Genomic DNA, 12,666 nt, shown 5'->3' with positions numbered 1-12,666 from the left:
TTAGTTAGAACAAGAGAGCATCATCTGATTGCGTCACGATGTCAGAGCGCGGCACATGTCTTCATACTCCGGCAGGCACATTGCACCTGATGCTGCCTGTAATTTTTCCATAATCATTCGATTCTCATCCACCTGTTTTGAGTCAGTTTCAGCGTCATCAACCAGATAGGTTTGACTGATAAACGCTCCAAAATCCTGATTGGCCTCAACAAAAGGTCGCATTAACGAATTGTAGCGCTCAAAAGCAATGGCATGATTGCCGGCTGCAGCTTTCAGCTCACCCGCCAAAATGTACGCGCCTACGAGCGCCAGACTGGTTCCCTGTCCCGACAGCGGCGAGGCACAATAGCCGGCATCACCAACCAGTGCCACCCTCCCTTTTGTCCAGTAAGGCATTTTTATCTGACTGATGGAATCGAAATAGAGCTCTGTCGCTTTATCCATGTATTCAAGGAGCGTGTCGGTTTCCCAGCCGGCATGCTGAAAGTGCTCCCTCAGAAATTGCTTCTGAGCCGCGATGTTTCGCTTATCAGTCAGCGTCTTTTTAGAGCGGAACAAAAATCCGGTGCGCGCTCTATCGGCATCTTTGTCGCTGCTCACATGCACAAGCTTATGATAACGCTTGAATATTATTTCACTTTGTCGCAACTGAAGATAATTGGGGTGATTAAAAACACTGATGTAAAAGCCAAGATTATTTAACTGAACCTCATCCTCTGTAAAAACACGTTTTCGAATGGAGGAGTGCAGGCCGTCACATCCAATGAGGAGACCAAAACGCCCTTTTTTACCATCGTTAAAATCCACTTCCACACTGTCGTCATTGTTTCGAATCGCAGTTATTGACTGTTGAAAATAGCGCGGAACGTCTTTAATGGTCGACATTATGATAGCAATGAGGTCGCCTCGGACAATTTCCACTTCCTCGCCCTGCCTGAAACCCGCGGCCTCGCCGGATTGCTCCATCAGCGTCTTACCCTCAGTATCAACATATCGGGTGGTTGCAATCTGTGTGCGCTGACAACAGATTTCCTCATAAATGCTCATTTTTTTGGCGATTTGAACGGCGATACCTCTAATGTCTACAGCATGTCCTCCCTGCCTTAAGAAGGGACTCTTTTCAATCAACATCGGCAGGTATCCTGCTTGTTTCAACCAGTAACACACAAGTGGACCTGCAACACCGGCACCTGCGACCAGAACATGTTTTTCGTGTGGCAATGAGGAGGCGCGTGGAATATCAGACATGAGTTTCTCTAATACAGGTAAGACAGGGAAGCAACGTTTTATAAGCTCAGCGATTTATTTGCCGTTTAAGATCTCGATAAAAATTTTCATGTACGCCTAATGCTAATAAAAGTCGTTGCACCTCGCACCATTCATAAGCCAGAAGAAATTCTTGATGATTAACTTTAAATTTATAAACGTAAATTCCTGACAAATCACCTTTTTTTTCTTCTCCAAGTTGAGGGTGTTCAATGATAGCTTTAATCGCATTATTTACAAGTAACTGGTGAGAGCGAGGTAATTTTTTATATGCCTTTTTAAAAGCGGGCATTTGTTGCACGCTGATTTCAACCATTTTATCCCTCAAAATCAAAAGGCTCTGCTAAAGATTTATCCTGAAGTTTTGATGAAAGCACATCTTTAATAAATTCAATTGGTAAATCCGGATTATCCAATGCACATTTTCCTAATTTAGCCCAATATTCAATTTGACTAGGAATAGAGCGAAACTCAGCCGAAGCAACTTTTTTCGCTTCGTTATAAATTGTTTCATCAATTCTGATAGGAATACCCATGATTCACCTACAATGGTAATTTTTTGCTACATTTGTAGTATAGCCTGAGTAATACGTTATATCCATTTAAATTTAGTTCCAGTGAAATATTAGGGCGTGTATCAGGGTTTGCAAACAACGGGGCGCCTCTATAACGCAGTCAACCCAGTTATGAAGAAAAGAATATGCCCTCTTTTTAAAGAGGGCAATAAGGATGCTACATGAGAGTACATTTAGACCCAGATTCTTCCCGTTCAAGCATCATGCAGTCAGCATCTTCCTGCGCCAGGCTTTGAACGTCTTCAAGCGGCAGATTCAGTGCGTCAAACTGCACCTGAAATCTGTAGAAAACCGGCTCGGCATTTTCCTGCGGCACAGTTATCCCAACCTGAAAGGTCATTTTTACCTGGTTGCATGATGAAGGTTTTTCAAAAAATTCCCCGTAAGAGTCACGCGGAAGCGTCATAGATTTGAACTTGAAACTGACACCACCATCCATCAATAAAATACTGCGATTCACAATGTGCTCTCTGTGAGCAAGCAGCGAGCTGACTGGAGGCCCTTCGCGGTGATGCAGCGTCACTCTACCGAAATAATCCGGCAATAATTCGCAGATATTATTGGGCTCATTGGCCATTTCGAGCGCATTGATTAAGACCTTTGACGTATTTTGTAATACATAATTATCCAGTTCCTTAAAAATCATGACACCTGCTTTTGTCGAAAACATGACACCTGCTCCTGTTAAATTGCCACATAAAAAGGACAACTCTCTCGTCCATTGGTGCAGACATAGCCCCCCTGGGTTTCAATCCAGTCATAATCATCGCGCGATGGAATTTTTACCCGTACCTGCCACCAGATGGAATATTCGCCGGCAGATGTACGATAGGTACACATGACGCCCTGCCCGACACCCGCAACCAGGATATTTGCCCGCACAAAACGGGTACCGCGCTCGCCCTGCGGCGGGTTTGGAGAAAAGGGGTTTTCCTGCCAGGGTTCAGGTGGCACGCCCCATTGCAGCGAAGTCGTTTCCGGGTCTGGACAGTATTCAGCCGCACCTGCAGTGAAAGCACAGAGCGCCAGTAACACCATGGATAACATTCGCATAACTACTCCTTAAGAATATTTGGACGGCCCCATTGTATCATGACGGGCATTTGTTATAATGCAGGCTTGTGCCGGGGTGGCGGAACTGGTAGACGCGCCGGATTCAAAATCCGGTGGTGGTGACACCGTGTCGGTTCGATTCCGACCCTCGGTACCATTTAAGTAGCGGCTCTCACGCACATGGGGTCGCAGACACATCAAGAGTGGCACAAACGCCCACGCACTGACAAACGCAAATGCATATACGCCTGTCCAGCCTGCAAATTGCTGTATAAGAGCAGCAAACGGCCCGGAAAAAATGCGCGGCAAGGCAGAAAAAGCCACGAGTACTGAAAACTGTGTCGCTGTATACTGTGGATGAACCAAACGCATGAGCAGCGCGACCAGCGCCGTTGTTCCCATGCCGACTGCCAGGTTATCACAGACCACGGCAACGGCAAAAAGCACCATATGTTTTCCAATAACAGCCAGTGCCAGAAATAAAAGATTCGTAATCGCCTGAAAAATTCCAAAAAACATCAATGACTTATAAAGAGAAGCACGCAGCAGAACAATCCCCGCCACAAGCCCCCCTGCAATTACCGCGACCACACCCAGTATTTTGTTGACATAACCGATACTTTCCAGCGAGAACCCAAGCCCCTGAATAAGAAAAGGCATAACAATGCCACTCGATGTAGCGGTAAATGCCTCGCCCAGCTTAAAGCAGAAAATAAAGGCAAGCAGCAGTAACACACCGGGGCGTTCAAACAGCTCGCGCAAAGGTGCGACCATCGAGGAAAAACACACCTTCGGCGTGCTTTGCACGCTGGGTTCGCGCGACAACAACGACGTTAGCATACCGGGGAGCATGAGCACTCCCATAAGGCGCCATGTGCCCGACCAGCCGAGGTAATGCGCAAGAATCAAGGCCAGCCCGCCGGATACCAGCATGCCCATGCGATACCCCAGTACAGCGAGTGAGGCGCCAAGGCCATGATCGGTGACCGTCAGGTATTCCACACGGTGTGCATCGATGGCAATGTCCTGTGTGGCTGATAAAAACGCGATTGAGAGCGCAAGCAGGGCCATGACGCCCGGGGTCTGCAGGGGGTTGCACCAGGCCATGGCATTAAATGCCAGAAAAAGGAGTAATTGCGATGCTAAAAGCCAGGTGCGTCGACGCCCTACGCTTTTCACGAAAAACATATCAAGGAGCGGCGCCCATAGAAAACGCCATACATAGGGAATACCAACGAGGCTCAGCATGCCGGTCGCCAGCACCGAAACCCCAGCGCTTGAAAACCATGCCTGCAACGTACTTCCAGAAAGCATAAGAGGAAGCCCGGACGAAAAACCGAGCAGAAAAACAACAATAAAGCGCCCGTACATGATAGAAAGCGGGGAGCTTTTTCAAAAAGATGAAAAGGCTCCCCTCAGGCCATCAGGCGCCCGATTTCTTAACAGAAATCAGGTGAATTTTGAAAACCAGTGTCTCGTTGGGACCAATCGGACCACCAACACTGCGCTCGCCATAAGCAAGATTGGAAGGAATGAAGACTTCCCAGGTAGAGCCGCTTGGCATCAGCTGCAGTACTTCCGTCCATCCAGGAATCACCTGAGAAACTTTAAAGGTCGCTGGTTTGCCGGTTTTATCGGTGCTGTCAAAGACCTGACCGTTTATCAGGGTACCGGTATACTCAACCGTGACGGTATCATCACGGGAAGGCTTCACGCCATTTCCGGCTTCAACGATTTTATACTGCAGGCCACTCGGGAGTGACACGACCCCTTCCTTGCCCTTGTTCTGATTCAGGAAGGCTTCGCCGGCTGCTTTGTTTTCCTGGGCTTTTTTTGCCATTTCCGCTTCACGCTTTGCCATAAAATCTTTCTGGAACTGCGTCATGACATCTTTCATTTGCTGTTCAGTCAGCTTCAGAGGCGCGCCATCGAGGCCATCCTTGAAACCCTGCATCATAGCATCTGGATTAATGGCAATGCCCTGTTTTTTAAAATTGCTGCCGAAATCAGCACCAATGCTGTATGACAACTTATCCATGTCTGTGCTCAGGGGGGCGCTTTCGTTCGCAGCCATTGCTGACGACAGCGTCAGGCTCATTACGGCAGCAGCGAGCAGTTTCCTCTTCATAGGTAATCCTCTGGTTAGTCGCGTGTTAAATTCTGCACCTGAATAATGCCGAATTTTACCCGTTGAAACAAGGGGATTTTAACAGGCATGCACACAAATTCTTTCATGCACTCAAGAGGCCATGAATGACCGTGCATTCAACTCATCGGCAGGCTGCATGGCAGCATTCATGTCAGCCAGTATGTTACGGTTGATACTGCCCCGATGGTGACCAACGTGCATGGCATGGTCGGCTCGTGCAAAAAAGCGAACATGCTGAGCTTCTGGCAAATCCTCAAACTCACGATAATTGACTGAAATATCCTTCCTGCCGGCATAGACCTTCCAGGAAACACGGGATACACCGCTAAAAAGCGCCAGCAAAGCCCGGGATGCCTCTCGCATCAGCCTCAGCAAACCAAAGAGAGAGGGGCCGCTACCACCAAACCGGTCAGAAGCACGCTGCGCATTAAGAACATCCGCATGCATGTTCCTGTAGAAAATCTTTACCGGACTGATAAGCCTGCCAAAGCTGCTCATAACCGCTGGTGCGATGAGCGAGACGCTTTTTACATACTCCTGTCGTTCGATAAATGCTTTCTCTGTCGTTAAAATGGCTCCGCCCATGCTGTGGCCTGCGAGTGCAATACTGGCTTCGGGGTAATGCTCGTGGACGTGCTTAAGAAACTTTCTGAAATCAATCCGTAGTTTATCTGTTGATATCCCGCGTACCGCACGCTCTGCGTCCCGACCATGACCACGGTTGTCATAGGCAATAACGGTATAGCCATGTTTCAGGGCTTCTTTTGCCAGTGGTTCGGCCGAATTCAGTGAGTCATGCCAGCCATGCACATATATCAGGATTTTAGCCGGCGGATTCTCATCATTGACCGAGGGTAAGGCCCACGGGCGTATGGCGACCTGCCTCTCTGTTTCAGCAGCGTATTTCAGTGCGCTTAAGAGGTATTTTTTCAGCTGACTGTTGAATGAACGGGTAAACGAAGGACTGTTCAGGTAATTGCTTAATGCCTCGGCTTTTTCCTCAGGAGTGTTTTCCTGCGCAAGAATGTTCCTGATACGTGTAATATCGTCACTGCGGTAAGGCTTTTCTTCTAAAACAGTTTGCTGGACGTACTTATCAATCGCATACTCGACAAAATCCGCAAGTTCATAGGCAATCGTAATCGTTTCCTGTGCCTGACGATTAATAGAGGGTTGATTAGGCGGATAAAAACCGAATGGCGCCTCTATGTCCGTACCCGCAGCAATGGCTGCTACAATGCATTCTTCGAGAATGCTTCTGTCCCATGGACCGCAGTAAAAGTCTTCACTGATAAAATAATCTTCGAGTGCCTCGAGCAATTGCTCATCACCTTGCGCATTCCTGCAAATTTCATAAATCCTTTCAATGCTTTGAATGCGATGGGCTGATTTTGAACGCAGAGGATGCCTTTGCCGATACTGCTCGATACCCGAATGAATCCTCGCACGCAGCGAGTCTGCTAAAATCGGCGCTTCCAAAGCAGCATGCATCGGCTGAAAGTGTCTCGTATTTTCAGGAGTATCGACAATCGGGTTCAAAGGCATACCGTTACTGCTCTCAATATAAACAAGATGTTGGCATAGTACTCGCCGAATAAATTATGTGCAAGCAGCTTTTTAGGGCGTGTCCTCATTCCATGATGTGAAGCGAAAATGTGGCGAGGAATTTTATCACTATCATGGCTTTCCTCTTGAACACTTACGGGGATGGCTCTAAACTGTTGTTTTTTAGCACATCCAGTCGGTGCTTACATGCATATCAGTCTTTTCGATCTTTTTTCCATTGGCATTGGACCCTCAAGCTCGCACACGGTAGGCCCGATGCTTGCCGCGAATGCATTTGCCGCACGTCTTGAAAAAGAAGCACTGCTCGCTAAAACTGCGCGCGTCAAAGTAGAGCTGTATGGCTCGCTTGCGCTCACCGGCAAAGGACATGGCACCGACAAAGCCATACTGAACGGCCTTGAAGGCAAAGACCCCGCTACCGTTGAACCACACACCATGGTTCCGCGCATGCACGCAATTCTTGCTGATAAAACCCTCCTGCTTGCCGGCACGCATTCTGTAACATTTGATGGCCTTCAGGATTTGCTCTTTTTACAAAAAGAAGTACTGCCACGTCACAGTAACGGCATGCGTTTTACTGCGTTTGATGCTGAAAAGAACCTGATTGCTCAGGATATCTGGTATTCCATTGGTGGCGGATTTATCGTTACCGAAGCGGAATTTGACAATGCTGCCAGCGCGCGTGCCGCCCCACCCTATCCCTTTTACACCGCGGATGAACTGCTGCGCCTTTGCGAAGCGCATCAGCTAAGCATTGCCGAACTCATGTGGGCTAACGAACGCACCTGGCACACTGATGAAGAAATTACCGAGGGCATTCTGGGTATCGCCGGTGTCATGAACACCTGTATCGAAAGCGGCTGCCACAACAGCGGCATTCTGCCAGGCGGGCTGTCTCTGAAGCGACGCGCGCCTGAACTCTATCAAAAGCTCATTGCCCACGAGGGGGTGCCGAGTGTCTTTGAACAATCTGATGTCCTTAATTACCTGAACCTTTACGCCATGGCCGTCAATGAAGAAAATGCCGCCGGCGGTCGCATTGTCACGGCACCAACCAATGGCGCTGCCGGTATTATTCCGGCCGTGATGCGCTACATGCAGACCGCGCATGGCAAAAACACCCCCGAAAATCTCTGTACCTATTTTCTGACCGCCGCGGCCATGGGCATTCTTTATAAAGTAGGCGCCTCCATTTCTGGCGCGGAAGTCGGCTGTCAGGGCGAGGTGGGTGTAGCCTCTTCCATGGCCGCAGCCGGCCTCACCGCGGTACTTGGCGGCAGCAACGCCCAGATTGAAAACGCCGCTGAAATCGCGATGGAACATCACCTTGGCATGACCTGCGATCCGGTGCTCGGGCTTGTACAAATCCCCTGTATCGAGCGCAATGCCATGGGGGCTGTCAAGGCTGTTAACGCATCGCGCATGGCGCTGATTGGCAACGGCCAGCATCAGATTTCACTCGATAAGGTGATTCGCACCATGAAGCAAACCGGCCTTGACATGAAAAGCATCTACAAAGAAACCTCGCTCGGAGGGCTTGCGGTCAGTGGCGTGAATCAGGCGGAGTGCTAGAGCGTGTCCTCATTTCATGATGTGAAGCGAAAATGAAATGAGGACAAGCCCTGGACCCGCTTCTTGCGAAGCGGCTCATCCCAGGGCACACTGAAAGACCGTCTTACTATCAGGAACCGGTATGAAACGTGCTTTCAAAGGAATGATGTGTCTTTTTCTGGCAGGATGCCTCAACGGTGCTTTTGCTGCCGAAGCCTCTCTCAAAAACATGCCCATCGGTAAGATAACCACCGCTTCTCAGCAAAGCCGCATGACGCCCAGACAGGCTCTGCAGCAGCTTAAAGCCGGTAACGACCGATTTCTTAAAGGCAATCTCAAACAGCGCGACTATCTTGCGCAGGCTAAAGCCGCGTCTTATGGCCAGTATCCCTGGGCGGTGGTGCTGAACTGCATGGATTCCCGCAGCGTGCCTGAACTCTTTTTTGATCAGGGGCTTGCCGATTTATTCACCCTGCGCGTGGCGGGTAACGTACTTGACGATATTATGACGGGCAGCATGGAGTTTGCCACTAAAGTAGTGGGTGCGCGTCTTATTGTCGTTCTCGGACATACCTCCTGCGGCGCCATGTCTGGTGCCTGTGATGGTGTCAATCTTGGACACCTTGACAGCGTGCTTGATAAAATCAGTCCGCTGGTTCCTAAAACCCGTCAGGAAACCGGGTTAACGCAGTGCTCAGACCCAAAGCTTGTCAACGCACTTGCTAAAAACAATGCCCTGCACGTTGCCCGCGAAATTCAGGAAAAAAGTCCGATTATCCGTGAACTCATCCAAAAAGGAGAAGTTGGGATTGTCGCCGGCATACACGATATTCGCACCGGCGAGGTCACCTTCTTCGAGGAAGGAAAACTGATTCCGCGCTAATCGCGCATTCCCGGCAGAGCGAGCTCCCGCGCAATCATGCGGGTATGGCACGATTGTGCGCGCACACGCTCTGCCGCGGCTTTTGAGAGTTTTTCAAAGAGGTGGGGATGATGATAAAGGTGCAAAAGTGCGTCTGCCATCGCCTGCCAGTCTTCAAGCGGCACTACGACACCGCAGTGTTCGTCCACAAATTCCGGGATAGCTCCGGCACTGGTTGTTACAGGAACAAGACCTGAAGCCATGGCTTCATCACGCGAAACGCCCTGGGTGTCCATGCGTGTCGGGCATAAAAAGATACCGTACTCCCGGTGCAGTGCGGCAATCGCTTTCTGTTCAAGAAACCCGCGCTCGATGCGAACATTGGTAAATGAGCGCAGCGGCTCCAGTGTTTCTTCGAATAGCGCACCATCTCCTGTCAATAAAAATTCAAACTGCAGAAACTCAGGATGTTCAGACAGTGCGAGAATGGCCCGCACAGTTAAATCATTGGCATAGGTGCGTGAAGCATAGGGTCGAATTGACAGCACCCGCATCCGCTGTGATGCAGGTTTTGGCACATAGACAAACCTGTCGGTCTGAATGGGGTTATGAATGATGGAAAAGGCTGATGGCGAGAGCGTGATGCCGGTATCCGCAAAGACTTCCCGGGCAAAATGCGCAGACACAAATACAACGTGCAGATTGTTTGGGAACGCGCTGAAGAGCTCACGCCAGAAACGCATGCGCTGCTCGCTCTTTAGCGTGGCGCGCGCGAGTGTCTCAGGCGTTGTATGGTTAAACATGCGCCGGCTCACCGGCTGGATTTCCGCACCATGAACCCACACTACAACCCGCACCCGCTCAATGTATTTTTTCAGTACCTTCCACAGCGATTCATCAAGAAAATGTACCAGTACCGTTTTGTACTGTCCGCTCTCCAGTGCGGCATCTAAAACGGTTAAATCGGCGCTCGCACAAAGGATACCCTCGAAAGTATGAAACTGCAGCGCCATGTTCTCGCGCAGACGAAAGACATCAACCGCTTTGCCGGCCTCGTGATAGGCAAGCACCCGGCTGTGAACAAAAGCATTGCGGTATAAATCGCTGGTGCTCGGATAGTGATTGGTCAGCAGCAGCGTATCAGAGCGCGCTGCCAGCGGTTTAAAAAGAGGCTTATGCCCCATAATCAGTCCGTGCACCAACGCGCGTCCGGATCCTTGAATGCGAAGCCCGATGCGCAGTCGCGCGGTATTCTCTGGAATAAAAACGGTATGATTGGTGTTGACGCTTTTGATAATATGCCCGTTTTTCTCGCCCCGTGCATTAATAAACCAGATAACCGCCTGCAGATGCAGGCCGGGTGTCGTATCAAGGTGAAAATCGAGACGGTTTTCAAGGAGAACGCACTCATTCAGTGCGAAATCGTGCTGAAAAACGGCATACAGATGCTGCCCTTCCTGAAGACTCGAAGCCAGGGCAAGCCCCGCGGGATTTTCTGATAAATCTACTCGCGCATCTGTCACACGCAACCAGCGCGCCATGGTTTTGCCCGCAAGCATGGGCATCGGCATATCCGGCTGACTCTCGGGTTTCAGTGTTTTAACGAACCGGTTTAATTCGTGCATCGAGATGCCGGTCTGCAAGGGTTTTGAAAAATCCACGGTTTCTAGAAGCTCTGCTGTCGGCACATTGGCATTTTCGCAATAACTGAACGCATCAATTGCCAGCGCCCGAAGCTGCAGGATACGCGATTCAGGAGCTTCGAGAACCATTCCAAGTGATTCACCGGCAAGAACGCGTGAGCGTACAAAAGCGCGCCTAAGCGGCATGTGTTCCTGATAACGAAACGCCTGCCCCTCCTCGCGGCGCGAGAGAGTACCGTCTGATTCAATGGCAAAGTATTCGGTCTTGCCAATACACTCACTCGCAGCAAAGCGTGTGGCAGAGACCAAATCGGTGAGATAATGCGGCCCGTAATAATCACCGTCCACCATTACGGCATACCAGTCGTCATCTTCAACAACGAGCCGGGCGCGTGCTGCCGTTTCACGGATAAGCACTACATTTGGCGAATCCGTCTCGTAGTCGATTGCATCCGATACCACCAGCCAGAGCGTACGCTCACTGAAATGCTGACGATTAAACTGTGCAATAAGGCGTTTACAGGCCCCCAGGGTGTCGGCCGCCGCAATCACGCGCACAGAAGGCCAGAGTGTTCGCGCCGGCGTATTGCCCACGCAGGCAAGCACATGTGCAAGCCTGTCGGTGACGGTGTGTTCCGACATGACCCGTCGCAGGCCCCAAAGACGCAGTTTTTCAAGTTGGATGGGGTTTTCACGCAGTCGCGAAAGTGTGTCGACATGTTCGAGCGCATCATCCCCGCATAGTACGAGGTTGCCAAACAGCAGGCGCACGCCAACTGAATCGTTACTGATGGTCAGTGTATTGCAGGCAAGCAGCTCAAAAATCCGACGCGCAAACATCGTCTGTGACTGCTTGATGGAATTAAGATTAATAGCGAAGTTGTAGCCTTTATACGCCTTATCCATGGCATGTGCCGGCAGATTGCCGACAATTAACGGCTGGTAGCTGGGGGGGAAGGCATAATTCGCATCGTTCTTGCCAAAATTGCGGTCATAAATTTCTACCGGCAGGATACAGGGGAGTGTCTCGACAAAATGTTCAAGATCACGCGTGCGCTCGGGATAGCGGACATAATAGGCACCTGCAAAACAGGCTGCGTCTTTGCGCACACCAATTTCCACGGGATTGTGTGTTTTTGGCTGGCAGGCAAACGGCAGCAGATACACGCGCCGGTGTCCAAGAAGGGACTGATAGCGTGGAATACATTCCAAATCGGTTGTAAATACATGGTCAAAAAGACTCGCCGTGTTGATAAATGTCTGAAAATGCACCGGGTCTTCCTTGTTCCAAAAAACAGTTGGCACCATCGCCTCCCGGCACGCGGCAAGGAGCGCTTCAAACTCAGGTCCCGGATGATTAACCCGATTGTGCCACGCCCCCCCTTCTCCAAGCCATGCAGACTCAACCATCAAAAGCTGCGGCTTGAAGGTTGCAAGCGTCTCGCGCCAGTTTTGTGGTGTAACCTGTTGCGCATGACATTCAAGGCTAAATGCATGAAAACTGAATTCATCCATGATGGTCATCATGCGCAGGCGGCGCAGTGCGGCAAGGTAATGTGCCGATGACTTATACGCATCCTCAGAAAAGCCCTTGACACTACAAATGGTACGCTTCTCATCGACAGAGCGTGAGGCTGGCGGAGCGTTTGTAAACCACGAAGGCATTGAGAGAGCAGGACGGCTTTTCAGCACTCGCGCCGCACGCACCGCGTTATAGAGTCGGCCAGGTAAACACCACAACCCCCATGGTCGGGTGAATACCTGCACCATGGCCTCACCAATCTGAAAAAAAGGATGGTTACGATAATGCAGAAGCTGGCTGTTCGTCAGTGCAAGCTGCTTTTCAACGCGCTCGACACGGTGTTTAAGACGGCGGTTTTCTTCTTGAATGCGAGTCAGCATGTCGCGAAAGTGAGCAGTAGTATCAGACGGCGTATCCGCCGGGCGCGAGGTCTTTTCCATAAAAATTCCAAAGTGTGCGAAGCAGGTTGAAATCCTGTC

10 protein-coding genes, 1 tRNA gene and 1 pseudogene are annotated in these 12,666 nt (G+C 50.2%); 3 read left to right on the top strand and 9 right to left on the bottom strand.

Going from position 1 to position 12,666, the window contains the following annotated elements:
* Positions 1-33 precede the first annotated feature (33 nt).
* The 5 genes from E4T54_RS10230 to E4T54_RS10210 form a co-directional block, all read right to left on the bottom strand.
* Complete coding sequence (locus tag E4T54_RS10230; protein WP_051550798.1) at positions 34-1,248, bottom strand: FAD-dependent monooxygenase; 1,215 nt, start codon at positions 1,246-1,248, stop codon at positions 34-36.
* Positions 1,249-1,294: 46 nt separating this feature from the next.
* Positions 1,295-1,582: a type II toxin-antitoxin system RelE/ParE family toxin gene (locus tag E4T54_RS10225; protein ID WP_028385729.1), complete on the bottom strand. Its 288-nt coding sequence runs from the start codon at positions 1,580-1,582 to the stop codon at positions 1,295-1,297.
* A gap of 1 nt (position 1,583) precedes the next feature.
* The gene (locus tag E4T54_RS10220) at positions 1,584-1,802 is read right to left on the bottom strand and encodes a TA system antitoxin ParD family protein (RefSeq protein WP_028385728.1); all 219 of its coding nucleotides are present in this window, start codon (positions 1,800-1,802) and stop codon (positions 1,584-1,586) included.
* Between the two features lie 196 nt (positions 1,803-1,998).
* Entirely contained in the window at positions 1,999-2,511 is a 513-nt protein-coding gene (locus E4T54_RS10215) for a hypothetical protein (RefSeq protein ID WP_028385727.1), read from the bottom strand.
* Between the two features lie 14 nt (positions 2,512-2,525).
* A complete protein-coding gene (locus E4T54_RS10210; RefSeq protein WP_028385726.1) occupies positions 2,526-2,894 on the bottom strand; it encodes a DUF3757 domain-containing protein in 369 nt (122 codons plus the stop codon).
* A 70-nt stretch (positions 2,895-2,964) separates the two neighbouring features.
* Here E4T54_RS10210 and E4T54_RS10205 point away from each other — a divergent pair.
* Positions 2,965-3,051: transfer RNA gene (locus E4T54_RS10205), tRNA-Leu, on the top strand.
* Between the two features lie 14 nt (positions 3,052-3,065).
* Here the strand turns inward: E4T54_RS10205 and E4T54_RS10200 are convergent.
* The 3 genes and pseudogenes from E4T54_RS10200 to E4T54_RS10190 all read right to left on the bottom strand — a co-directional run.
* A pseudogene (locus tag E4T54_RS10200) lies at positions 3,066-4,265 on the bottom strand (AmpG family muropeptide MFS transporter); the annotation flags it as partial.
* A 52-nt stretch (positions 4,266-4,317) separates the two neighbouring features.
* Entirely contained in the window at positions 4,318-5,022 is a 705-nt protein-coding gene (gene bamJ / locus E4T54_RS10195; RefSeq protein WP_028385724.1) for a BamJ family beta-barrel-assembly machinery protein, read from the bottom strand.
* Positions 5,023-5,133: 111 nt separating this feature from the next.
* Positions 5,134-6,588, bottom strand: a complete 1,455-nt coding sequence (locus E4T54_RS10190) for an alpha/beta fold hydrolase (RefSeq protein WP_028385723.1) — start codon at positions 6,586-6,588, stop codon at positions 5,134-5,136.
* A gap of 207 nt (positions 6,589-6,795) precedes the next feature.
* Between E4T54_RS10190 and E4T54_RS10185 the strand changes: the two genes are divergently transcribed.
* Both E4T54_RS10185 and E4T54_RS10180 read left to right on the top strand, forming a co-directional pair.
* Complete coding sequence (locus tag E4T54_RS10185; RefSeq protein ID WP_028385722.1) at positions 6,796-8,181, top strand: L-serine ammonia-lyase; 1,386 nt, start codon at positions 6,796-6,798, stop codon at positions 8,179-8,181.
* A 142-nt stretch (positions 8,182-8,323) separates the two neighbouring features.
* Complete coding sequence (locus E4T54_RS10180; RefSeq protein WP_420795132.1) at positions 8,324-9,043, top strand: carbonic anhydrase; 720 nt, start codon at positions 8,324-8,326, stop codon at positions 9,041-9,043.
* Here the strand turns inward: E4T54_RS10180 and E4T54_RS10175 are convergent.
* The gene (locus tag E4T54_RS10175; protein ID WP_051550797.1) at positions 9,040-12,627 is read right to left on the bottom strand and encodes a glycosyltransferase family protein; all 3,588 of its coding nucleotides are present in this window, start codon (positions 12,625-12,627) and stop codon (positions 9,040-9,042) included. The genes E4T54_RS10180 and E4T54_RS10175 overlap by 4 nt on opposite strands.
* Positions 12,628-12,666: the final 39 nt, after the last annotated feature.

This window comes from Legionella geestiana, assembly GCF_004571195.1.
GTDB classification, from domain to species: Bacteria; Pseudomonadota; Gammaproteobacteria; order Legionellales; family Legionellaceae; genus Legionella_B; species Legionella_B geestiana.
Note: the sequence above shows the minus strand (reverse complement) of the source record. Positions and strands in the feature narration are given on the sequence as shown.

Coding starts and splice junctions, on each gene's coding strand:
- E4T54_RS10230 (WP_051550798.1), bottom strand. CDS start 1,248: ATGTCTGATATTCCACGCGCCTCCTCATTGCCACACGAAAAACATGTT.
- E4T54_RS10225 (WP_028385729.1), bottom strand. CDS start 1,582: ATGGTTGAAATCAGCGTGCAACAAATGCCCGCTTTTAAAAAGGCATAT.
- E4T54_RS10220 (WP_028385728.1), bottom strand. CDS start 1,802: ATGGGTATTCCTATCAGAATTGATGAAACAATTTATAACGAAGCGAAA.
- E4T54_RS10215 (WP_028385727.1), bottom strand. CDS start 2,511: ATGTTTTCGACAAAAGCAGGTGTCATGATTTTTAAGGAACTGGATAAT.
- E4T54_RS10210 (WP_028385726.1), bottom strand. CDS start 2,894: ATGCGAATGTTATCCATGGTGTTACTGGCGCTCTGTGCTTTCACTGCA.
- bamJ (WP_028385724.1), bottom strand. CDS start 5,022: ATGAAGAGGAAACTGCTCGCTGCTGCCGTAATGAGCCTGACGCTGTCG.
- E4T54_RS10190 (WP_028385723.1), bottom strand. CDS start 6,588: ATGCCTTTGAACCCGATTGTCGATACTCCTGAAAATACGAGACACTTT.
- E4T54_RS10185 (WP_028385722.1), top strand. CDS start 6,796: ATGCATATCAGTCTTTTCGATCTTTTTTCCATTGGCATTGGACCCTCA.
- E4T54_RS10180 (WP_420795132.1), top strand. CDS start 8,324: ATGATGTGTCTTTTTCTGGCAGGATGCCTCAACGGTGCTTTTGCTGCC.
- E4T54_RS10175 (WP_051550797.1), bottom strand. CDS start 12,627: ATGGAAAAGACCTCGCGCCCGGCGGATACGCCGTCTGATACTACTGCT.